Origin of the sequence: Bacillus sp. FJAT-47783, from assembly GCF_022808615.1 — a bacterium.
GTDB lineage: Bacteria > Bacillota > Bacilli > Bacillales > Aeribacillaceae > Bacillus_BZ.
Genome location: NZ_JAKZKS010000001.1, coordinates 417,861 through 438,824 on the forward strand (window position 1 = coordinate 417,861; position 20,964 = coordinate 438,824).

The 20,964-nt window shown below is 37.2% G+C and carries 24 protein-coding genes; 1 reads left to right on the top strand and 23 read right to left on the bottom strand.

The features are described 5' to 3' along the window. Nucleotides 1-133: 133 nt before the first annotated feature. The 23 genes from spoIVB to MLD65_RS02230 all read right to left on the bottom strand — a co-directional run bounded on the left by spoIVB (nt 134) and on the right by MLD65_RS02230 (nt 20,608). Complete coding sequence (gene spoIVB, locus MLD65_RS02120) at nt 134-1,420, bottom strand: SpoIVB peptidase (RefSeq protein ID WP_243290261.1); 1,287 nt, start codon at nt 1,418-1,420, stop codon at nt 134-136. Nucleotides 1,421-1,819: 399 nt separating this feature from the next. Beyond that, entirely contained in the window at nt 1,820-3,514 is a 1,695-nt protein-coding gene (gene recN, locus MLD65_RS02125) for a DNA repair protein RecN (RefSeq protein ID WP_243290262.1), read from the bottom strand. A 24-nt stretch (nt 3,515-3,538) separates the two neighbouring features. Beyond that, nucleotides 3,539-3,988 (bottom strand): transcriptional regulator AhrC/ArgR, encoded by a 450-nt coding sequence (gene ahrC / locus MLD65_RS02130; RefSeq protein ID WP_243290195.1) that lies wholly within the window; start codon nt 3,986-3,988, stop codon nt 3,539-3,541. A 115-nt stretch (nt 3,989-4,103) separates the two neighbouring features. Then, the gene (locus tag MLD65_RS02135) at nt 4,104-4,937 is read right to left on the bottom strand and encodes a TlyA family RNA methyltransferase (RefSeq protein WP_243290263.1); all 834 of its coding nucleotides are present in this window, start codon (nt 4,935-4,937) and stop codon (nt 4,104-4,106) included. After that, nucleotides 4,927-6,828, bottom strand: coding sequence for a 1-deoxy-D-xylulose-5-phosphate synthase (gene dxs, locus MLD65_RS02140; protein WP_243290196.1), 1,902 nt, complete (start codon nt 6,826-6,828; stop codon nt 4,927-4,929). Before dxs ends, MLD65_RS02135 begins: the two co-directional genes overlap by 11 nt. A 9-nt stretch (nt 6,829-6,837) precedes the next feature. Next, nucleotides 6,838-7,452 (bottom strand): hypothetical protein, encoded by a 615-nt coding sequence (locus MLD65_RS02145; protein WP_243290197.1) that lies wholly within the window; start codon nt 7,450-7,452, stop codon nt 6,838-6,840. Nucleotides 7,453-8,188: 736 nt separating this feature from the next. Beyond that, nucleotides 8,189-9,070, bottom strand: coding sequence for a polyprenyl synthetase family protein (locus MLD65_RS02150; RefSeq protein ID WP_243290264.1), 882 nt, complete (start codon nt 9,068-9,070; stop codon nt 8,189-8,191). After that, entirely contained in the window at nt 9,070-9,309 is a 240-nt protein-coding gene (locus tag MLD65_RS02155; RefSeq protein WP_347709256.1) for an exodeoxyribonuclease VII small subunit, read from the bottom strand. The genes MLD65_RS02150 and MLD65_RS02155 overlap by 1 nt, the downstream gene beginning before the upstream one ends. Next, a complete protein-coding gene (gene xseA / locus MLD65_RS02160) occupies nt 9,302-10,654 on the bottom strand; it encodes an exodeoxyribonuclease VII large subunit (protein WP_243290266.1) in 1,353 nt (450 codons plus the stop codon). Before xseA ends, MLD65_RS02155 begins: the two co-directional genes overlap by 8 nt. Nucleotides 10,655-10,774: 120 nt before the next feature. Further along, nucleotides 10,775-11,626, bottom strand: coding sequence for a bifunctional methylenetetrahydrofolate dehydrogenase/methenyltetrahydrofolate cyclohydrolase FolD (gene folD, locus MLD65_RS02165; RefSeq protein WP_243290198.1), 852 nt, complete (start codon nt 11,624-11,626; stop codon nt 10,775-10,777). Between the two features lie 19 nt (nt 11,627-11,645). Then, on the bottom strand, nt 11,646-12,041 hold the full coding sequence (gene nusB / locus MLD65_RS02170) for a transcription antitermination factor NusB (RefSeq protein ID WP_243290199.1): 396 nt from the start codon (nt 12,039-12,041) through the stop codon (nt 11,646-11,648). Between the two features lie 330 nt (nt 12,042-12,371). Next, nucleotides 12,372-12,779 (bottom strand): Asp23/Gls24 family envelope stress response protein, encoded by a 408-nt coding sequence (locus MLD65_RS02175; RefSeq protein ID WP_243290200.1) that lies wholly within the window; start codon nt 12,777-12,779, stop codon nt 12,372-12,374. Nucleotides 12,780-12,798: 19 nt separating this feature from the next. Continuing rightward, nucleotides 12,799-14,148 (bottom strand): acetyl-CoA carboxylase biotin carboxylase subunit, encoded by a 1,350-nt coding sequence (accC, locus tag MLD65_RS02180; protein WP_243290201.1) that lies wholly within the window; start codon nt 14,146-14,148, stop codon nt 12,799-12,801. Between the two features lie 11 nt (nt 14,149-14,159). Further along, nucleotides 14,160-14,663 (bottom strand): acetyl-CoA carboxylase biotin carboxyl carrier protein, encoded by a 504-nt coding sequence (accB, locus tag MLD65_RS02185; protein ID WP_243290202.1) that lies wholly within the window; start codon nt 14,661-14,663, stop codon nt 14,160-14,162. Between the two features lie 363 nt (nt 14,664-15,026). Then, on the bottom strand, nt 15,027-15,683 hold the full coding sequence (locus MLD65_RS02190) for a SpoIIIAH-like family protein (protein ID WP_243290203.1): 657 nt from the start codon (nt 15,681-15,683) through the stop codon (nt 15,027-15,029). 4 nt (nt 15,684-15,687) lie between these two features. After that, nucleotides 15,688-16,329 carry a stage III sporulation protein AG gene (spoIIIAG, locus tag MLD65_RS02195; RefSeq protein WP_243290204.1) on the bottom strand — a complete coding sequence of 214 codons (642 nt, stop codon included), beginning with the start codon at nt 16,327-16,329 and terminating at the stop codon, nt 15,688-15,690. Continuing rightward, on the bottom strand, nt 16,329-16,964 hold the full coding sequence (spoIIIAF, locus tag MLD65_RS02200; RefSeq protein ID WP_243290205.1) for a stage III sporulation protein AF: 636 nt from the start codon (nt 16,962-16,964) through the stop codon (nt 16,329-16,331). The genes spoIIIAG and spoIIIAF overlap by 1 nt, the downstream gene beginning before the upstream one ends. A 9-nt stretch (nt 16,965-16,973) precedes the next feature. After that, nucleotides 16,974-18,176 carry a stage III sporulation protein AE gene (spoIIIAE, locus tag MLD65_RS02205; protein WP_243290206.1) on the bottom strand — a complete coding sequence of 401 codons (1,203 nt, stop codon included), beginning with the start codon at nt 18,174-18,176 and terminating at the stop codon, nt 16,974-16,976. Nucleotides 18,177-18,192: 16 nt separating this feature from the next. Beyond that, nucleotides 18,193-18,585 carry a stage III sporulation protein AD gene (gene spoIIIAD / locus MLD65_RS02210; RefSeq protein ID WP_243290267.1) on the bottom strand — a complete coding sequence of 131 codons (393 nt, stop codon included), beginning with the start codon at nt 18,583-18,585 and terminating at the stop codon, nt 18,193-18,195. Between the two features lie 14 nt (nt 18,586-18,599). Further along, nucleotides 18,600-18,806, bottom strand: a complete 207-nt coding sequence (gene spoIIIAC, locus MLD65_RS02215; RefSeq protein ID WP_243290207.1) for a stage III sporulation protein AC — start codon at nt 18,804-18,806, stop codon at nt 18,600-18,602. A gap of 26 nt (nt 18,807-18,832) precedes the next feature. Beyond that, complete coding sequence (spoIIIAB, locus tag MLD65_RS02220) at nt 18,833-19,348, bottom strand: stage III sporulation protein SpoIIIAB (RefSeq protein WP_243290208.1); 516 nt, start codon at nt 19,346-19,348, stop codon at nt 18,833-18,835. Continuing rightward, nucleotides 19,345-20,271: a stage III sporulation protein AA gene (gene spoIIIAA, locus MLD65_RS02225; RefSeq protein WP_481748483.1), complete on the bottom strand. Its 927-nt coding sequence runs from the start codon at nt 20,269-20,271 to the stop codon at nt 19,345-19,347. The genes spoIIIAB and spoIIIAA overlap by 4 nt, the downstream gene beginning before the upstream one ends. Nucleotides 20,272-20,338: 67 nt before the next feature. After that, nucleotides 20,339-20,608 (bottom strand): YqhV family protein, encoded by a 270-nt coding sequence (locus MLD65_RS02230; protein WP_243290210.1) that lies wholly within the window; start codon nt 20,606-20,608, stop codon nt 20,339-20,341. Between the two features lie 122 nt (nt 20,609-20,730). On the opposite strand from MLD65_RS02230, the gene MLD65_RS18055 reads away from it, so the two are divergent. After that, nucleotides 20,731-20,856, top strand: a complete 126-nt coding sequence (locus MLD65_RS18055) for a hypothetical protein (RefSeq protein WP_279325926.1) — start codon at nt 20,731-20,733, stop codon at nt 20,854-20,856. Nucleotides 20,857-20,964: the final 108 nt, after the last annotated feature.

The window sequence follows — 20,964 nt, forward strand, 5'->3', positions numbered from 1 at the left end:
TACTTGTTATATTGTAAAAGAAAGTTGTTGCTCTTGTCGAAAAATCTTTATTTTCATTTTACCGAACAAAGGAACAGAAATAAAGTGAAACTTCTATTAAATAATCACTCCCCATAAGAAAAGCGAGCATGTTTTAGCTCGCTTTTTGTTGATCGTTATATATATCCACTCCAGCATCTTGGAGCATCCACTCAATGTGAACACCGTATCCTGAAGTTGGATCATTTACAAAAACATGAGTGACAGCACCAATTATTTTTCCTTCTTGAATTATAGGACTTCCACTCATTCCTTGAACAATGCCCCCAGTTTTTTCAAGCAGTCTTTTGTCGGTTACTTTAATAACCATTCCTTTTGTAGCTGGAAACTTTTGGTTAACTGTACTTACGACTTCAACATCAAATGTTTCTACTTGATCTTTTTCAACAACTGTTAAGATTTTCGCTGGTCCTTTTTTTACTTCATGGGATAAAGCAATCGGTAGTGGCTTATCCAAAACACCGTTTTCTAGCCGTTTATTTAATTGACCGAAAATACCAAAGGGAGTATTTCGAGTAATGCGACCAATAACTTCTGTTCCCTCAGAAAATCGAGCCAGTTTTTCTCCCGGGCTTCCATTACTTCCTTTTTCAATGGACGTTACCGTTGATTGAACAATTTTCCCTTCATTTACGATAATTGGTTTTTTTGTATCCATATCAGATATAACGTGACCTAAAGCACCGAATTTTTTTGACTTCGGTTCATAAAATGTCATTGTGCCAATACCAGCAGCTGAATCACGAATATATAGCCCAATCCGATACGAATGATCTTTATCATCCTTTACAGGTGTTAATACCGTTTCAATAAGCTCCTCGTTACGTTTTACAACTAAATTTAACGGACTGCCCGTTTTACCTGACTGTTGAATAAAAGGAGTAACATCACTCATTTTTTCAATTTTTTTCCCATTAATTTTTGTTATAATATCTCCAATTTGAATGCCAGCTGTTTCACCAGGTGACTCTTTTCCAGCTTCTGTTTCAATTTGATGAAAACCAACCACTAATACACCTAATGTATTAAGCTTCACGCCGATAGATTGGCCACCAGGTATGACTTTTAAATCGGGAATGACCTTTACAGATACTTTTTTAATGGGAAATCCTTTCATATCATAAACAACGTCTCCGCTTCCAATTTTTTGCCCCTTTATTTGTAATTCCGACTCATTTGTTGCGATTTTGAAAGCGTTGCTTGTTCCATTTACAGAAGCATTTGCAGGTAATGCTTCATTTATTTGAGCTGTTTGTTTTTCAAACACAGTTACATGTTTAGGAATTGATACATATTCTTTTACAGTTTTGGAAAAACCTAAACTGATTAACGAAACAAGGAGAATAGCACCTATTATTTTTCTTATTTGTTCACCATTCATCATTTCACTCTCCTCGCTCCTATCCACACCATCATGACAAACATTTATATGGCTACATCCATTAATTTTTCCTTGAGCGAGGTCAAATATAACTATAAATAAAAGAAATTGTTTGGTAATGAGTTAAGAAAAAAGAATGGCTAAATAGGAAAAATACAACGATTAAAGATGAAAAGTTCAGGGCACCCCAATTGCGACTAACCGCTGCCCACTCTGTTAAGCAACGTCGCAATGTCGTCATCTGACTCCACGATAAAGATGGTTGTTTTAACTTTCTGGACAGATAGGCTATATTTCTGAGCCGATAGCTCCTAGAGCCTCCAATAACCAACATGGAACACTTTATCGACATGATATAAATTATATTCTTACAAAAAAATTGAAGCTCTCATTAGAGCTTCAACATTTTACAGTATGCGCCATTTGTAACAATTCCTTGGCATGCTGCTTCGTTAATTCTGTTACTTCTACTCCCGCAATCATACGACCAATTTCTTTTATTTTTTCTTCTTCGTTTAACGGTTTCACATTCGTTTTCGTACGGCCATCCATTGTTTCTTTTGAAATAAATAAATGGGTATCTGCCATTGCGGCTACTTGCGGCAGATGTGTAATACATAATACTTGGGAACCTTCTGAAACGCGGTAAATTTTTTCGCCTATCGCTTGAGCAACACGTCCACTTACACCTGTATCAACCTCATCAAAAATAATTGATGTAATCCCTTGGTGTTTTGAAAAAATGGATTTCATCGCTAACATAATTCGCGAAAGCTCTCCTCCAGATGCAACTTTTGCTAACGGTTTCAACGGTTCACCTGGGTTTGTTGCTATGTAAAATTCTACTTGATCTATACCTTCTTGTGTAAATTTACTATCTTCTAGCTCTTCCTTTAAAAATTGAACGGCAAAGGTTGTTTTCGCCATATACAGAGCTTTTAACTCTTCTGTTATGCTTTCTGTTAATTTTTTCGCCGATTTTTTACGAATTTGTGTAACATTTTTCGCCTCTACAAGTAAATCTTTTCGAATGGATTGTAATTCTTCACGGATAGTATGTAAATGACTATCGCGATTTGTAATCGTTTCAATTTCCTCTTCGATTTGAGCAGCATAGGACAAAATTTCTTCAACCGATTGTCCATATTTCCGTTTTAAATGATTAATTTCATTTAAACGCGCTTCAATCGTATTTAATCGTTCTGGATCAAACTCCAATGTATCGAGCTCATTTCGTAATTGATACGTCAAATCTTCAATTAAATAATAATGATTTGATAATGTCTCAGAAAGTGTTTGTAACGTTTCATTTAAATCAGATACATCATCAAGATGACTCATGGCAAGACCAAGCCAATCTATACCACGTTGTTCACCTTGCAATGCATCATAAGCACTTTGTAATGCGTTGAACACTTTTTCAAAATTTACTATTTGTTTTCGTTCTTCTTGAAGCTTCACATCTTCATTTGGCTGTAAATGGGCAGACTCGATTTCATTTAATTGGAATTGGATTAGATCTAAGCGGTGAGCCATTTCTTGTTCATTTTCCGTTAAGCTTTTTAGTCTACTGTTTAACTCAACAAACCGTTTATATATTTCTTGATATACCTTTTTAGCTTGTTTGATTTCAACTCCACCATATTCATCAAGTAAGTGCAAGTGCTGATTTTCATCCATTAATTCTTGATTATCATGCTGGCCATGAATATCGACCAACAACCTTCCAATTTCTCTTAATACAGCTATCGTTACAAGCTTTCCGTTTACACGGCATACACTTTTTCCATTAGCACCAATATCTCGCCGTAAAATAACCATTCCATCTTGAACGTCAATACCAAACTCACTACACTTTTGAATACATGGGTGATCAACACTTTCAAGTAAAAATAACCCTTCAATTTCTGCACGCTTTTCCCCAAATCGAACAAATTCAGAAGATCCACGACCTCCTGCAAGCAGTGATATCGCATCAATAATAATTGACTTGCCAGCACCTGTTTCACCAGTTAAAACGGTTAATCCCCGTTCAAAGGAGACCGTTAACGATTCAATAATAGCGAAATTTCTAATCGATAATTCAGCTAACATATTCATCACCTCTCCCACTTGGGATTAAAGCATGTCCAAAAATCGATTTGTTAGCATTTCTGTATCTTCTGATGTACGACAAATGATTAAAATAGTATCATCACCACAAATCGTTCCTAAAATTTCTTCCCAATCGAGATTATCGACTAAAGCCCCGATTGCATGAGCATTTCCAGGCATCGTTTTCATCACTAATAAATGCCCGGCTGAATCTATTTTGACAAAGGCATCCATTAATAAACGCTTTAATTTTTGTAATGGATTAAAACGTTGATCTGCCGGTAGACTATACTTATACCGTCCATCTGGCATTGGAACCTTCACTAAATGCAATTCTTTAATATCCCGTGAAACCGTTGCTTGTGTAACGTTAAATCCTGAATTCTTTAACATATCCACAAGTTCATCCTGTGTTTCAATTTCAAAGTTTGTAATGAGTTCCCGAATCATTATATGTCTTTGTCCTTTATTCATTACGGCACCTCTCAAACTTCATTTATTTACTTTTTATGTTATACAAAAAAGGGTGAAAAGTACATACATCCTACACATAATAAACAGGAATAGCAAGGCTATCCCTGTTCGTTTTTTATTTTCTATGTTGTTTTAATTGTTCATGTGCTGACGCCACAATTTCTTGTACCGTCTGCTCGATGTTTAAATTTCCGCTATCTTTCTCACCTTCAAAATGGAGATGAAGTAAAAATTCAATATTACCATCTCCCCCCGTAATCGGGGAATGTGTTAAATGTTCACAATTGAATCCTTCGTTTATAGCAAATGTAACCATATCGGTCAAAACTTGCTCATGAACGTTTCTATCACGAACAATTCCTTTTTTACCAACATTTTCTTTCCCTGCTTCAAACTGTGGTTTAACAAGTGCAACAATGTGGCTATTTGGAACAAGGATTGATTTTAACACTGGTAAAATAAGCCGTAAAGAGATAAAGGATACGTCAATTGTCGCGAATTCAGGCATTCCATATAAGAAGTCAGCACTTGTCACATAACGGAAGTTCGTTCTTTCCATGACAACGACACGATCATCTTGACGAAGCTTCCAAGCAAGTTGGTTATAGCCTACGTCAATTGCATACGACATTTTCGCTCCATTTTGCAAAGCACAATCCGTAAATCCACCTGTTGAAGAGCCAATATCAACAATAATTTTATCTTGAAGTTGTAAATGAAATTCTTTTATGGCTTTTTCAAGCTTTAATCCTCCGCGGCTAACATATGGGAGAACATTCCCTTTCACCGTTAAGGGGATTTCTTTATCCACTTTCTCTCCAGGCTTTTCCAATCTTTCTTCATTACTATATACTAACCCTGCCATAATGGATCGCTTCGCTTTTTCTCTCGTTTCCACTAGTCCTCTTTCCACAAGTAAAACATCTAAACGTTCTTTTTTACCCATAATTTATTCCTTTTTCTACAGTTGGTGTTAATTTCAGAATCTGCTTGACAATCGATTCTTTCGTTAAAGAAACTTCTTCGAGCAATTTCGATACACTACCGTGTTCAATAAAGGCATCCGGAATTCCCATGCGGTTTACTTTTACATCGTGGTAGCCATTGTCTGCTGCAAATTCTAGTACAGCACTTCCGAAACCACCTTGAAGAATCCCTTCTTCAACCGTTAATACAGGCATTTTTAGTGAGAATATTTCGTGAAGCATTTTCTCATCTAACGGCTTGATGAAGCGTGCATTGATGACTTTTGCAGAAATTCCCTTTTGTTCTAAATCAACACTTGCATCCATTGCTATTTCAATCGTTGTCCCAAAGGTTAAAATACAGACATCTGTTCCATCTTTTAACACTTCCCAAGTACCGATAGGAATTTCCTTTAATTGTTTATCAAGTGGAACCCCAAGACCTGTTCCACGTGGATAACGGACAGCAATCGGTCCATCATCATATTTTAACGCTGTATAAACCATATGTTGCCCTTCGTTTTCGTCTTTCGGCATCATTATGACAATGTTAGGAACATGTCTTAAAAATGCGATGTCAAATACACCGTGGTGCGTATCTCCATCGGCTCCTACCAACCCTGCACGGTCAATTCCAAAAAAGACATTTAAATTTTGTCGGCAAACATCATGTACAACTTGATCGTATCCGCGTTGTAGGAAAGTAGAATAAATCGCTAAAAATGGCTTCATCTTCATTTGAGCTAGACCAGCTGCAAGTGTAACCGCATGTTGCTCAGCAATTCCGACGTCATACATACGATCTGGAAACTCTTCTCTAAATCCTTCTAACTTAGAGCCAACTGGCATGGCAGGTGTTATCGCAACGATCCGCTTATCTTCTCGCGCCATTTTTCGTACGGTTTCACTTACTAAACCGCTCCAAGAAGGAGGTGCATTTTTTGGCTTAATAAGGTCTCCTGTTTCGATTTTATACGGGCCCGTACCGTGCCACGTTCCAGTTGTATCTGATTCTGCTGGGAGATAGCCTTTTCCTTTTTTCGTTAAGACATGAAGAAGAACAGGACCTTTCGTCTTCTTTGCGTATCGTAAATTCTCAAATAAATCGTCAAAATTATGTCCATCAACAGGGCCTAAATACGTAAATCCGAGATCTTCAAAGAACATACCGGAGACGAAAAAGTATTTTAAACTATCTTTTACACGTTCAGCAGTTGAAGCAAGCTTCCCGCCTACAGCAGGCACTTTTTTTAATAAATATTCCAATTCATCTTTTACCCAATGATATTTTCCGGCTGTCCGTAATCTTCCTAATACGTTATGGAGCGCACCGACATTTGGGGCAATGGACATTTCATTGTCATTTAATATAACAATAATATCCTTTTGTTCATGTCCAATATGGTTTAACGCTTCTAATGCCATTCCACCCGTTAAAGCTCCATCACCAATGATCGGTACAATATGTTCATTTGTTCCTTTTATATCACGTGCGATTACCATGCCCATTGCAGCAGATAATGACGTTGAACTATGACCTGTTTCCCACACATCATGTTCACTTTCTGAACGTTTCGGAAAACCAGATAATCCACGATATTGTCTCAGCGTATCGAATTGATTGGCACGACCGGTTAATATTTTATGAACATAAGATTGGTGTCCGACATCCCAAATAAATTTATCTTTCGGGCTGTTAAACTCTTTATGTAAAGCAAGTGTTAGTTCTACGACACCAAGGTTTGGACCAATATGTCCACCCGTTATCGATAATTTTTCTATTAAAAATTTGCGAATGTCACCACTTAATTTTTCCAACTCTTGATTCGATAGTTGCTTTAAAAATTTCGGATTTTGTATTGCTAATAGATCCAAAAGGACCACTCACTTTCGATTCTGGTTTCGATTTTTTCTATTTTTCCCTTTATTTTCTTTAATCAATACAATATTAAACCGTTTTTCTAAAAAATAAAATAGTTTCCCGACTTGAAATATTATATCTGTCGAATATTGGATTGCAAAGGTTTTTCCGAACGCTTTTCCGCCAACCGTTAATGCGGCAACAACACTTGTAAAGATCACAGATATAACAAACTCAAAGATTGATCCTTGACGAAAGTTAAAGCTTAACGCTAATTGCACAATAACAATAGCTGATGCTGTACCACTTATGATACCTGAAATATCACCGATCACATCATTACAGAAATTCGAGAATCGATCTGCATTTCGTATAATAACAATGGAATGTTTCGCACCTTCAATCTTCTTGGAAGCCATTGCATGAAAAGGTACTTCATTGGCAGCTGTTGCGGCAATACCTAACATATCAAAAAAGATTCCAATTAAAACGATGACAAACACAATCAGCATGCCAATTCCCCACCCGACACCACCGAGTGTAGCATTTGATATAACTGAAAAAAGAGCCGCTAACACAAACGTGATAACGGCTATACTTAAGCTCCATTTAATTGATTGTCGAAATAATTCTCTCATTTTTTATGTTTACACCTATACCTTTTTTAAATCAGGCTCAATACGAACAAGGCCCGAATGATATTTTGACTATGTATTAAGGTTGGGTGGTCATATATAAAGTAAAAATTACGGCTTAGGTCCAGTAGGTTTTCCCAGCTACGTACCGAGCGTTGCCACTCTGGCGGTTTCCCTTTAAACGTAACTTAGCACTGTCACCAAATGCTAGACTGGATTGCCACTTAGTCCGTACTATAATCCTTTATATATGTCGGTTCTGCGAACAGTCTAGGAGTTTTCCTCAACAGTCCTTTTACCAGTTCTTAGCCTCTTTTGCAGAGATGATTTCATATAGCATACAGTAGCCCTTTCATTGGCCATATGAAAAGGTTACTATTTAACCATAATCCCCTCAAACTCCACTCAAGGCAGGCTACGCTGTCCGCCCTTCATCAGTAAAGGACGTAAACAGGTTCATACCCCATTCCATACCTCACAATGTGGATACGTAAATGGGCCTCCGCGGAAAGAGGGTCAACGCCCACATGCCTTTGTGGATCGCCCTCTAACCTTAACTCCCAGCATCAACCCAAGGCTGGGCGCCTCAAGCCAACACAAGGAACTTCATCGATGTGCCCTTTAGCGGATTTTTAGGCCCGCCTTCAGAACTGGGGGACTGACTAGAATACTGCACCACCCAAAACATTCTACTGATAATTATAGCATAAAGGTCTGACATATTCAATCATACCTAAGTTTAATGGTCCCTTGATGCAATCATATCGCACAAACTTTTCAGTATTTTTGTATTTATGGTTAATGTATGCAATATCTCTTTCGCAGTTGTTATATGTTCTTCAAGCTTTTGTTTGGCACCATTCATCGTTAAAAGAGTTGGATATGTTGTTTTTTCATTACCCGTATCAGAGCCAACAGGCTTCCCGATCACTTCTTCTTTTCCTTCAATATCTAAAATGTCATCTCGAATTTGAAAAGCGATTCCGATATGGTAGGAAAAGACACGCCACTTTTCAATATCCTCCTCACTTGCCCCTGCAAGTATAGCGCCCGCTATAATACTAAACCCTAACAATTTAGCCGTTTTATTCTCATGAATAAATTCAAGCTCTTCTAACGTTAACGCTTTCTTCTCACCCTCTATATCCGCCACTTGTCCGCCAACCATTCCTTCAACTCCGGCTGCCTTAGTTAATTCAGAAATTAAACGCAAACGTTTTTCAGGCGATATTTCTTCTTGCTCAGCAATAATTCGAAAGCTTTCTGTTAATAAGCCATCGCCAGCTAAAACCGCCATTGCTTCACCAAAAACTTTATGGTTTGTCGGTTTTCCTCTTCGCAAATCATCATTATCCATACTAGGTAAATCATCGTGAATGAGCGAATACGTATGAATCATTTCAATCGCACACGCTACAAAATATCCGGTTTTTTCTTCTTTGCTATAGGCATTTAAAATAGCTAATAACAAAACAGGCCTTAATCGTTTACCACCTGCATTTATGGAATATAGCATGGAATCTTTCAAGTTCTTTGGTGATTGTAACCGTTCTATATATGTCGGTAAAATCGATTCAATAATCGCTTTTCTCTCTTGTAAAAAAGTCGTCACACTGTCCATCACGCTTCTTGTTCCTCCTGAATGTCAAACGGCTCCATTTGTCCATTTTCTTTCAAAATATAGTCCATTTGCTTTTCAGCATTCTCTAATTTTTCATGACATACTCTCGATAATTTCATTCCTTCCTGAAAATAATGAATGGCTTTTTCCAGTGGTACATCTCCTTCTTCCAGCTTGCCAACAATCTCCTCCAATTGTTCCATCGCTTGCTCAAACGTTAACTCTTTTTCTTCACTCACTTACAGGTTCCTCCTTTATACGAATAACTTCACATTGTAATTTCCCATCTTGCATTTTAACTTCAATAACATCCTCTAAATTAACATTTTGAACACTTTTCATAAGCTCATTTTCTTTATAGACGAGACTATATCCTCTTTCCATCACTTTCAGAGGACTTAGCGCATTTAATTTTGAAAGCTCCGTCTGAAATGCTGCCTGTTTTTGACGTAATAATAGTTCGATTTCTCTTGTCAGTTTTCGATGAAGCGTTTCACGCTGCTCTTTTAAGCGATTTATCCTATCTTTCGGGTGAAGTCCTATCATCCGTTGATCAACCATTTGTAATTGATCCATTTTAGTTTTCAAGTAACGGTTTGCTTCCCGATGAAAGCGTTCCAACGTCAAATCTAATTGTTGTTCTTTTTGCTGATACAATTGTTTCGGATATTTAAAGGCGTAAGATTTTTGTAGCCTTTTCAAACGTTCCTTTTCAAGCTTAATCCGCTCTTTAAAATTCCGATGCAAACGTACTTTACGTTCGGTTATTCGATCGATTAAATCTTTGTAGTTTGGAACCGCTAACTCTGCTGCAGCTGTTGGAGTTGGTGCACGCAAATCAGCCACAAAGTCAGCAATCGTGTAATCTGTTTCATGCCCGACAGCAGAAATAATTGGTATTCTCGATTTAAACATTTGCCTTGCTACAATCTCCTCATTAAAAGCCCACAGCTCTTCAATAGATCCTCCGCCTCGACCTACGATTAAAACATCTATTCCTCTTATTTCATTCGCTCTTTCAATTTGTTTTGCAATCGAATTACTTGCTTCAACTCCTTGAACGAGAGCTGGAAGCAATACAACTTTACAAATCGGGTATCTTCTTTTGATCGTGGATAAAATATCTCTTATTGCTGCACCAGTAGGAGATGTAATAACACCGACTGTTTCAGGATAAGCGGGTATTTTCTTTTTATGTTTCGAGTCGAATATCCCTTCTCCATCAAGCTTTCTCTTTAACTCCTCATAAGCTAAATACAGACTACCAATGCCATCTGGTTGCATTTCCTTTGCATAAATTTGATACGTTCCGCTCGGCTCATAGACGGAAATTTCTCCTCTTATGAGAACTTTCATCCCATCCTCAGGACGGAATTTTAAATGACGGATTTGACTTGCAAACATAACCGCTTGGATACGAGCACCTTTGTCCTTTAATGTAAAATACACATGGCCTCTACTATGTATTTTGACATTAGACAACTCTCCCTTAACCCAAATATCTTGCAAATGAGGATCGACATTAAATTTTCGTTTTATGTATTTCGTTAAAGCCGTTACAGTGACATACTTCAATTCTGTCATCATGAAAAACTCCTTTGTAAGCGAAACTTTCGAAACAAGAATGAACTACGCTTCAATGAAAAATTGGCCACCGCCTGTAAAATAAGCTATCAGCAGATGCACTACTGATAGCTCATGATGTTATGAAAGGCGTTTTTTCGCGGACATAACCGTGTTATAAACAAGCATTGTAATCGTCATTGGTCCCACTCCACCAGGTACAGGAGTAATAGCACTTGCTTTACTCTTTGCATGTTCAAAGTCAACATCTCCGGCTAGCTTCCCGTTTTCAAGACGATTGACTCCAACATCAATAACAGCGGCCCCTTCTTTAATATGTTCATTTGTAATCATATTCGCTTTTCCAACTGCAACGATTAATATATCCGCATCGCTTGTATATTTTTTAATATCGTTCGTTCTTGAATGGCAATACGTAACAGTCGCATGCTCATTTAATAATAATTGTCCGACTGGCTTCCCAACAATGTTACTTCTTCCTACTACAACAACATGCTTCCCAGCAATCTCAATATTTGCAGATTTTATCATCTCGACAATCCCTGCTGGCGTACACGGTAAAAAAGTCTCTTGTCCTATCATCATTTTACCAATATTTATTGGATGGAATCCATCTACATCCTTTTCAGGTGAAATTCGTTCAATTACTGCTTTTTCTTCGATATGATTTGGTAAAGGTAATTGAACTAAAATTCCGTCCACTTCTTCATCACAATTGTAACGGTCAATTAATTGTAATAATTCATCTTGAGAAGTATGTTCAGCTAAGTGCTCTAAATGAAACGCTACTCCCGTCTCTTCCGATGCTTTTTGTTTACCCTTAATATAAGATAATGAAGCTGGGTCATCACCTACTAAAATAATGACAAGCTTTGGCGTAACTCCTTGTTCCTTTAATTTTTCAACCTCAGCTTTAAGTTGTTGTCGTTTTTCAAAAGCAAGTTCTTTTCCACTAATAATCGTTGCAGTCATCGTCTTCCTCCTAGTTATGCTATTCTTCTAATAAAGCATTTTTAACATTCGAGAGGACACCATTTACAAAGCGACTTGATTTTTCATCACCAAATGTTTTAGCAAGTTCAATGGCTTCATTAATTGTTACATCGAGAGGAATATCTTGCTCGAATTTCATTTCATAAACAGCCATGCGTAAAATCGTACGGTCAACATTAGCTAGACGCTCTAGCTTCCATTTCAATAAATGGGGTTTTATCATTTCATCTATAAAATCTAACTTTTCAACCGTACCGTGAACAAGGCGGTTTAAAAACTCATCCTCTTCTTCTCCTTCAAGCACATGTGAAATCGCTTCACTTGGAGTTGTTTCGGCTAAATCGATTTGAAACAGTGCCTGTAATGCTTTTTCTCTTGCTGTTCTCCGTTTCATTTTCTTTCTCCTTTTACTTCTAATATGGTCATTGTCGAATTGTCATAAAAGAATAATATCACAATTGTCGACATGAAGCACACGAAAGTTCACTCTCACACATATTCAGAAAGATTAAAAAATTATGTATTTAACAAGAAAAGCGAAAGCGCCTTCCTTACCCTCGGGCAAAAATGTACTTCATCCAAGAAAGACACTCTTTGTCTTTACAGCGCCATGTTATTAACTCGAGGGGCTTAAGCAACTTTCTCTAGATACTTAAAACGACGTGCAACTTTTATACTTTCTGACCTAAAAAATAAGAACGCGGGAGTATCCCCCGCGTTCCCCTTACATTTCTTCTTCTACTTCAACTTCTGGTTGCTTTTGTTCAAACTGAACGCCAACAACGTGAATGTTAATTTCATTAATCTCTAGTGCTGTCATGTTTAATAATGCTTGACGAATGTTATCTTGAACTTTTTGGGCTACAGTTGGGATGGATACACCGAACTCAATGACACAATAGACATCAATGATGATTCCATCATCTGACAAATCAACTTTTACGCCCTTTCCGTGGTTCTTCCTGCCAAGACGCTCTACAACGCCTGCAGCAAAGTTGCCACGCATTTGCGCTACGCCTTCAATTTCAGATGCTGCAATACCAGCAATCACTTCAATGACTTCAGGTGCAATTTCGACTTTTCCTAAACTTGAATCATTTTGATTCATTTCTAATGCGTTATGTTCATTCATAACGTCACCTCCAACTCAGTTATTCCATTACTTTATGGAGTTCTAAAAATTTAGTATTAAATTCACCATTCACAAATGTTTCATGTTCAAGAAGTTTTAAGTGGAATGGGATGGTTGTCGACACACCTTCAATGACAAATTCACTTAATGCACGTTTCATTCGAGCAATCGCCTCTTCACGAGTTGCTCCATATGTGATAAGCTTCGCAACCATGGAATCATAAAATGGTGGAATTGAGTAGCCTGGATAGACGGCTGAATCCACACGCACACCAAGTCCGCCAGGAGGCAAGTACATGTTAACCTTTCCTGGTGATGGCATAAAGTTTTTCTCTGGATTTTCTGCGTTAATTCTGCATTCGATTGCCCATCCGTTAAACGTGATATCCTCTTGTTTGTATTCAAGCTTTTCGCCAGCAGCCACTTTTATTTGCTCTTTAATTAAATCAATTCCTGTGACCATTTCTGTTACAGGATGTTCAACTTGAATACGCGTATTCATTTCCATGAAATAAAAATCACCTGTACGATAATCAAAAATAAATTCTACCGTACCAGCTCCAGAATAGTTCACGGCTTGTGCCGCTTTCACAGCAGCTTCTCCCATTTCTTGACGAATCTCTCTTGTCAAAGCAGGAGATGGTGTTTCTTCTAAAAGCTTTTGTAAGCGGCGCTGAATCGTACAATCGCGTTCACCTAAATGAATGACGTTTCCGTAGTTATCCGCTAACACTTGGATTTCCACATGACGAAAATCTTCAATATATTTTTCTAAATAAACGCCAGGATTTCCAAACGCTGTCGCTGCTTCTTGCTGAGTAATTTGAATACCTTTTCGAAGCTCATCCTCATCACGAGCGACGCGAATACCTTTTCCGCCACCACCCGCTGTTGCTTTAATTATAACAGGGTAGCCAATTTTTTGGGCAATTTCCATCCCATCTTCCACTGTCTCAATAATTCCTTGTGAACCAGGTACGATCGGAACACCTGCTTCACGCATTGTCTCACGAGCAATATCTTTCGTCCCCATTTTCGATATCGCTTCAGCACTAGGACCAACAAAAATGATATTACAATCTTTACATAACTCAGCAAAGTCTGCATTCTCAGCTAAAAATCCGTAGCCCGGATGAATAGCATCTGTATTCGTTAATTTCGCTACACTAATAATATTAGTAAAATTTAAGTAGCTATCCTTAGAAGCTGTCGGACCAATACAATAAGCTTCATCCGCTAATTGAACATGTAATGCCTCTTTATCTGCCTCAGAATAAACGGCGACAGTTTCAATCCCTAACTCTTTACATGCTCGAATAATTCGAACGGCAATTTCTCCTCTGTTAGCAACTAATAATTTTTTAATCATAAACTCGCTCCTTATTCAGGCTTTACAAGGAATAATGGCTGTCCATATTCGACAAGCTGTCCATTTTCTACTAATACTTCAACGATTTCTCCTTTTACCTCTGCTTCAATTTCATTAAATAGCTTCATCGCCTCTACGATACATACAACTGTACTATGATCAACTTTCGAACCCGGTGATACGTATGGACTAGCATCCGGATTAGGCGAAGAATAGAAAGTCCCAACCATTGGAGACGTAATTTTATGTAAATTTTCTGTTTCCACTTGTTTTACTGCTTCTTGCACGACCTCTTTTGTTTGCACTGGCGCTACTGTTTCGGCAACTGGTTGTGCTTCTACTTGCTGTACAGGCTGTGCTACTTTCTCTTGGACAACTTTTTGTACAACCGTTTCAACTTCTTGCCCATTTTTTTTCAAATTAATTTTCATTCCATCGTTTTCAAACTTAAATTCATTAATGGATGATTGATCAATAAGTTTAATAATTTCTCGTATTTCTTGTATTTTCAACATGTTAAGCACCCCTTATTTTTGTTCGTATTCGAACAAGCTTTGTAGTTACAAGCGATTTGACATCAAGTACTAAAAGTTAGTACTACATAGTATCATACGACAATTCCGAGCTAAAATTCAATATGTTAGGGAGGTTACATATAGTACAAACTAATTAAAATTATAAAATAATTCAACAAATTTTGAAACAATTTTATATTATTTTTCTAATTATGTCGAATTTCAAGCACCATTTATCACAATGTGCACATCAAGTGAAAATAAATTGGCTCCTTCTATACTTGTCAATCTATCCTATTCCCCTATAGATATAACACTGAAAAAAACAAAAATAAAAAACCCCTCACTTGAAGGGGTGTAAAATCATTTTGAAATTTTAAACGTGACTGCGACGTCTTGCATTGTGTTAATTTCTGATTTTACAAGATGGATAATTTCGTTCGCTTGTTTCTTCGAATGTTCAGAAGAAGTTTTGACGGTTATCCGTACGTGTTCACCATCAGCCTGCACTAACGCATCACTATATCCTTTTGATTTAATTAATGTTTCTAATACTTTTTCTTTCGTAGTTACAGCAGATAATTGTCGCATTTCTTCATACGCTTTACTTTTTTCTTCTGCAGAGGCATCTTTCGAACCGATAATGGTTTCTAACTCTTGTTTTCGTTCATTTCTTTCATCTTCTAGTTCCATACGTACAGCCGTAAATAAGTCATCGCTTGAAATGGTTGAGATAACATCCCCTTCCTCTGTTTCCGTTACACTTTCACCTGACGTAGTGTTTTCTTTATTCTCTCCGTCTTCTTTTTGTCCTTCTTCTTCAGAAGGCTCACTTTCAGGCGTTTCACTATCTTTTTCAGGATTATCTTTTTGTTCATCTACCGGTGCGTCTTGTTGATCAGTTGAAATTGTCGCAACGTTAGAATTCATTCCTCCATCAGGTGAAGTAATGTAATAAACGCTTAACACAACAACTAAGCTTAGCATTGTTAATAACCAAACGGTTTGTTTTTTTAGCATTTTTTTAATCCTCCTTTGATTTCTTCGGTAATATAGCGACACGATGACTAGGCACATCGAGAACTCTCGTAACCGCATCGGTCATCATTTTCTTTATTTGAATATTTTCCACCCCTTTGGCGACGATGAGTACCCCTCGAATTTCTGGCTTTTCTACTTTAATAACAATGGGAGCTTCTTGATCTCCCTTTCGAATAATAACGACTTGTTCATCAGTCGATTGATCCCCTACTTCCCTTGTTCCACCATTTCGATCAGACTCTGTTGTTGACTGACTTTGTGTGACCGTATTTTTTTCTAATATTTTTTCAGAGGTGGAATCAACATTAACGACTACTGTTACATCATCAACACCAACGATTGTTTCTAATGCCTCTTTTAATTGATTTTCATATTCTTGTTCGAAAATATCGATGGTTGATTGATTTTCATCTGTTTGTTTAAATACTTCAGTACCTTCACTCCCATTGATATCGTTAATAGTTTCCATTGTTTCACGTTGCGACTGTGAAAAAAAATTACTCACAATCATAAAGGCTATACCGATTAAAAAAAGAACGACTACGTATTGGGATTTCGAATTTTTTTTGTCCCCTCCAGGAAATAAATTTCTAAACTTATCTGCAAAACTTTTTTTATCTCCCATTATCGCTCGCCCTCTCCTCCTTCCAATTGAATACTAATTTTATCTGTGGAAACTCCCCAAATATGCGCTAGTTCTTTTATAACGTCTGCTTCATTTTGTAGTTTTTCATGTTCTTCTTCCTCTCTGATGATCGGTTCTACTTTTATCGGTTGAATTGTTTCAATGGTCTCATCTGCTTCTTCTCCTGATCGTTTGGCTATCGTTACGACAATTTTTTCTAAATCTTTTTCTGATTGAATGTCCATTTCTTTTACATTAGTGGAAAGAACGATTGACTTAATTCCTAATCCATACTTTCCGATCAACTCCTCTTCTGCTACAGATTCCATTTGGACAGCCATTTGTTCTAAAATATATGCATGTTTACTAGTCTGTATTTCTTTTTTCTTTAATTCCATCTCATTTTTTATCTGTTGATTCTGTTCTAAGGAAGGAATATTCATGTCAGTAATCGACTGAGGTAGGTCGTATGAGAATAGACGGAAGATAGGTGTAATGATGATAACCATTAATAATAGGCTCATCACTAGTTTTGTGTACTTTTTCATAGATGAATTTGGCAGAAGCATATCGACGACGAGCGCGAGCAAAATGAACAAAATAATATTCGTTACCCACTCTGTTAAAAACGCCATTTAACCACCTTACCTTACCATCATTGTGAGATTGCCAGCTGCAATGATAACGGTTATACTCAAAAAGAACATGACAGAGACAATTGCTAATGCGGCAAAAATATAAATGACACTTTTACTAATAATATCTAAACAATTGATAACAGGACCACCGCCTAACGGCTGTAACAATGCTGCGGCAAATTTATAAATAAAGGATAACGCTAACACTTTTATAGCTGGAAATAAGGCGATGATTAATAGGATCGCCGCTCCAATTAATCCGACTGTATTTTTGAGTAACATGGAAGCACTTATAACGGTATCTGCTGCATCCGTAAACATTTTCCCTAATACCGGGACGAAATTCCCCGTTACGAACTTGGCTGTTCGCAATGTAATTCCATCAGAAACAGCAGCTGAGGCGCCTTGTACGGACAAAACCCCTAAAAAGATGGTTAAAAACGCCCCTAACAGTCCAATCCCAATATTTCTCAAAAGCTGGGCAAGTTGCGTAACTTTAAATTGCTCTGATAGAGTACTAACTAAATAAAGGAGAGCTGATAAAAATAATAATGGTAATACAATTTTTTCAATTAATAATCCACTTGTGTTCATTAAAAAAATGATGACGGGATGAAAAAATGCTGCTGATAAAACCCCACCAGATGAAGCCATTAATGCTAAAAGTAAAGGAAGTAGGGCGAGCAAAAAGCTTGTCATCCTACTAATCGCCTCTTCCGTATAAGAAATGGCAACATGGAAACTGTTTAGTGCGATAATGATTAACACCATATAAACAATAGCATAGGCAATTTTACTCACAGTATTTTGTTCAAATGCCGTTTGCAAATGCTGTAATAATGTACTGAAAATGGTTAATAAAATGAGTGTTCCAAGCAATTTCCCATTTGCTAAAATTTCATAAAATAAAAACTTTACCATTCCTTGGAACCATTCTTGAATGGAAAAACGTTTTTCTCCTTCAATAAACTGATAAAGGGATCCTTTTTGACTTTCAGGTAGATAGCCGCCGTATTCTTTCATAATGTAATCCCAAAATGATGTAATATCTTCAAGACCTATGTTTTCGACTTGCTCATGAATGTATTGTTGATCCATTTCTGCTTTGTCTTGTTGTAATGGTTCGTTAGCTTGTACAAAGTTTGGGAAAAATAAAAAAATGAAGAGGCTATACGCCATCATGCTGATGATGATACTTATTCTTTTCAAGCTCCCCCTCCTTTCGTTACGCACTTGGTAAAAGGCTAATGATCGTTTGAATGATAACTGAAATAATTGGGATCGCCAGCGTTAAAATCAATATTTTTCCACCTAATTCAATTTTAGATGCGATAGCTCCTTGGCCAGCATCTTTTGTAATTTGTGCACCAAATTCGGCAATATAAGCAATTCCAATGATTTTTAAAATTGTTTCTACATACATGACATTAACATTCGCACTACGAGCAATTGAATCAATCATCTGAATGATATGAGAAATTTGATCTATTAATAATAGAAAGATGACACAACCGACAAACACGACAAGCATAAAGGCAAACGTAGGTTTTTGTTCTTTCACAATTAATGCTAAAAACGTAGCAATGAGTCCAAGTCCTACAATTTGTATAATTTCGATAAAAGAGCCCTCCTTTACCCTTGGAAAAGAAAGACAGATTTAATTTTTTGAAACAAGTCATCCACAATGGTTGCCACCATAAACAAAATATATATAAACCCCAATAGTGTTACCCATTGTGCATACTCCTTCTTTCCCATTTGATCTAAAATGGTATGAAGAAAGGCCACAACAATTCCAATTCCAGCAATTTGAAAGATTGTATTTACATCAACACCCATCTTTTGTACGCCTCCTAGCCTACTCGTTACATCAATAAAATAATAATTAGTAAACCAGATAATACCCCTAGACTTTTCACCATTTTTTCATACCTTTTTTGCGTATCAATCGCTTCATCTTCTTCCCTTTCTAAATGGAGAAGGGCTAATTGAATATGTTTTTGTTGGGAAAGTAAATCATGTTGTCCAAGCGTCTCACCAAACTGTTTTAATACTTCTAATTCTCCTTGTTTTAACGCTGTATACCGCCAAATTTCAACTAAGCTTTCTTCCCACGCATCCTTCACACTTAATTTTCCTTCTTTTAATTTTTGAGAAAAAGATTCAAATAACCAAGACAGCGGTTTCGTCATTTGCTTAGCTAAATGCATTGAAGCATCGTTTAATGGCGTATGCCCGTACATGATTTCCGCCTCAAGTGCAGACAAAGCTACTTTTAGTTGCCGGAGTTGTTTCGAACGTTCCCGTAAATGCTTCGATGCTTCAAACCCTGTCCATGTCGTCGCAAGTAATATAAATAGAGCACCTATCAGTTTTATCATGTTGGAGTCACTCTCGCTTTTATCGGGACTTCCTTCCCTTTTCGATCCATGATTTTTTCAACATTCCCAGGCACGTCTTGTCTTCTCGATAGCAAAATATATCGGTCAAATATGCCCGCTTGAATTATTTCTCGAACTGTAGGACGTAACAATAAATCTTCAAAACTTTCCCCATGTGCCGAAACAAATAGTTGTACACCTGAATTGATCGCTTCAAATAGTGCGTCTGTATCTTCTTTTCTACCAATTTCATCAGCAATAATGACATCCGGGCTCATCGACCTTATGAGCATCATCATTCCTTCAGCTTTCGGACAAGCATCTAGCACATCTACACGAATGCCAAATTGATGCTGCGGAATGCCTTTAACACTACCAGCAATCTCGGATCGCTCATCGACAATTCCAACTTTCGCTGGTTTAATTCGATCGGTTCCTGAGCTTATTAGTCGAGCAAAATCTCGTAATAATGTTGTTTTCCCCGTTTGCGGTGGCCCAAATATAAGCGTATTTAACCATTTGCCTCCATACACATACGGAACAAATGGGTTACTTATCCCAACTTTCTCCTTTGCAACACGAATATTAAAAGACGTAACGTGACGAATAGCCTTAACCGCTCCATGTTCCGTAACGACCTTTCCAGCTAATCCAATTCTATGACCACCGCTAACGGTAATATAACCACGCTTCAGCTCTTCTTCTAACGCATAAATGGAATATTGACTAATTTTATTTAAAATCGTGACACTGTCTTCTAGCGTTGCTCTGTATCGCAAAAATTTTGGTCTTCCTCTTGCAATCACCTCAACTGGTTTTAAAACGCGAATACGAACTTCTTCGATTTCTTGTAATAAAGGGGGTGGAATTACATTCAATTCCTCTTTCAAACCATCTGGTAAAAAGGTTAGTAATTCTCGCAACGCCATCCCCCTTTTCCTAATTCTTTACTTTCAATGTATGCTAGCTTGGACACAATATGACTACTCGTTATTTGAATATACCGTACAAAATAAAACAAACACCTAATGTAATAAAAATAAGTTTGGAATACGATAATTCATTTGCAATATGGTACACACCGATTGTCATTGTTACAATAAAAATAACTGGACCCACAATGGCTAATATCGAGTTGATTGCAATCGCTTTTTTTAAATCGTTTGTTAAAATCATCAGCATAGCGGCTGTAAATTCGATTAAAGAGGAAATTAAACGAACACCAGCCATTGAAAGGACAATAGGGTCAAATCGCTTCATGTAGCTCCTCCTTGCTTGTCATCTCTAATAAACTGTATGACGTTATATAACCAAACATGTACATTGATATATATTGAATTTTCTGACACTTTAAGTATAATGAATGTATGGGGGTGGAACCTTTGCTCATTTACATATATGAGGGGCTTCAATGGATAGTTGGGATTGGCATTTATATCGTTTTACCGATTTATATTTTTCAACATATGAGAAAGAAACGAAAAATGCGTAGCATGCCATATGATTAGGGAAGTTTCTTTTTCAATAGAGGACGTGTAGGGCTGTCCGAAAAGTGGTATTTACGCCCCGAAATCAAAAAAGTAGACCGAAAGAGTACTGATGTTTCAGCATTCTTT

What these genes read in the sequence shown, in the direction of transcription:
- MLD65_RS02145 (WP_243290197.1), bottom strand. Translation starts at nt 7,452, where the DNA reads ATGAGAGAATTATTTCGACAATCAATTAAATGGAGCTTAAGTATAGCC.
- ahrC (WP_243290195.1), bottom strand. Translation starts at nt 3,988, where the DNA reads ATGAATAAAGGACAAAGACATATAATGATTCGGGAACTCATTACAAAC.
- MLD65_RS02175 (WP_243290200.1), bottom strand. Translation starts at nt 12,779, where the DNA reads ATGAATGAACATAACGCATTAGAAATGAATCAAAATGATTCAAGTTTA.
- MLD65_RS02230 (WP_243290210.1), bottom strand. Translation starts at nt 20,608, where the DNA reads ATGAAGCGATTTGACCCTATTGTCCTTTCAATGGCTGGTGTTCGTTTA.
- xseA (WP_243290266.1), bottom strand. Translation starts at nt 10,654, where the DNA reads ATGACAGAATTGAAGTATGTCACTGTAACGGCTTTAACGAAATACATA.
- spoIIIAG (WP_243290204.1), bottom strand. Translation starts at nt 16,329, where the DNA reads ATGGGAGATAAAAAAAGTTTTGCAGATAAGTTTAGAAATTTATTTCCT.
- accB (WP_243290202.1), bottom strand. Translation starts at nt 14,663, where the DNA reads ATGTTGAAAATACAAGAAATACGAGAAATTATTAAACTTATTGATCAA.
- nusB (WP_243290199.1), bottom strand. Translation starts at nt 12,041, where the DNA reads ATGAAACGGAGAACAGCAAGAGAAAAAGCATTACAGGCACTGTTTCAA.
- MLD65_RS02150 (WP_243290264.1), bottom strand. Translation starts at nt 9,070, where the DNA reads ATGGACAGTGTGACGACTTTTTTACAAGAGAGAAAAGCGATTATTGAA.
- folD (WP_243290198.1), bottom strand. Translation starts at nt 11,626, where the DNA reads ATGACTGCAACGATTATTAGTGGAAAAGAACTTGCTTTTGAAAAACGA.
- accC (WP_243290201.1), bottom strand. Translation starts at nt 14,148, where the DNA reads ATGATTAAAAAATTATTAGTTGCTAACAGAGGAGAAATTGCCGTTCGA.
- spoIVB (WP_243290261.1), bottom strand. Translation starts at nt 1,420, where the DNA reads ATGAATGGTGAACAAATAAGAAAAATAATAGGTGCTATTCTCCTTGTT.
- spoIIIAF (WP_243290205.1), bottom strand. Translation starts at nt 16,964, where the DNA reads ATGGCGTTTTTAACAGAGTGGGTAACGAATATTATTTTGTTCATTTTG.
- spoIIIAC (WP_243290207.1), bottom strand. Translation starts at nt 18,806, where the DNA reads ATGGGTGTTGATGTAAATACAATCTTTCAAATTGCTGGAATTGGAATT.
- recN (WP_243290262.1), bottom strand. Translation starts at nt 3,514, where the DNA reads ATGTTAGCTGAATTATCGATTAGAAATTTCGCTATTATTGAATCGTTA.
- spoIIIAB (WP_243290208.1), bottom strand. Translation starts at nt 19,348, where the DNA reads ATGATAAAACTGATAGGTGCTCTATTTATATTACTTGCGACGACATGG.
- MLD65_RS02190 (WP_243290203.1), bottom strand. Translation starts at nt 15,683, where the DNA reads ATGCTAAAAAAACAAACCGTTTGGTTATTAACAATGCTAAGCTTAGTT.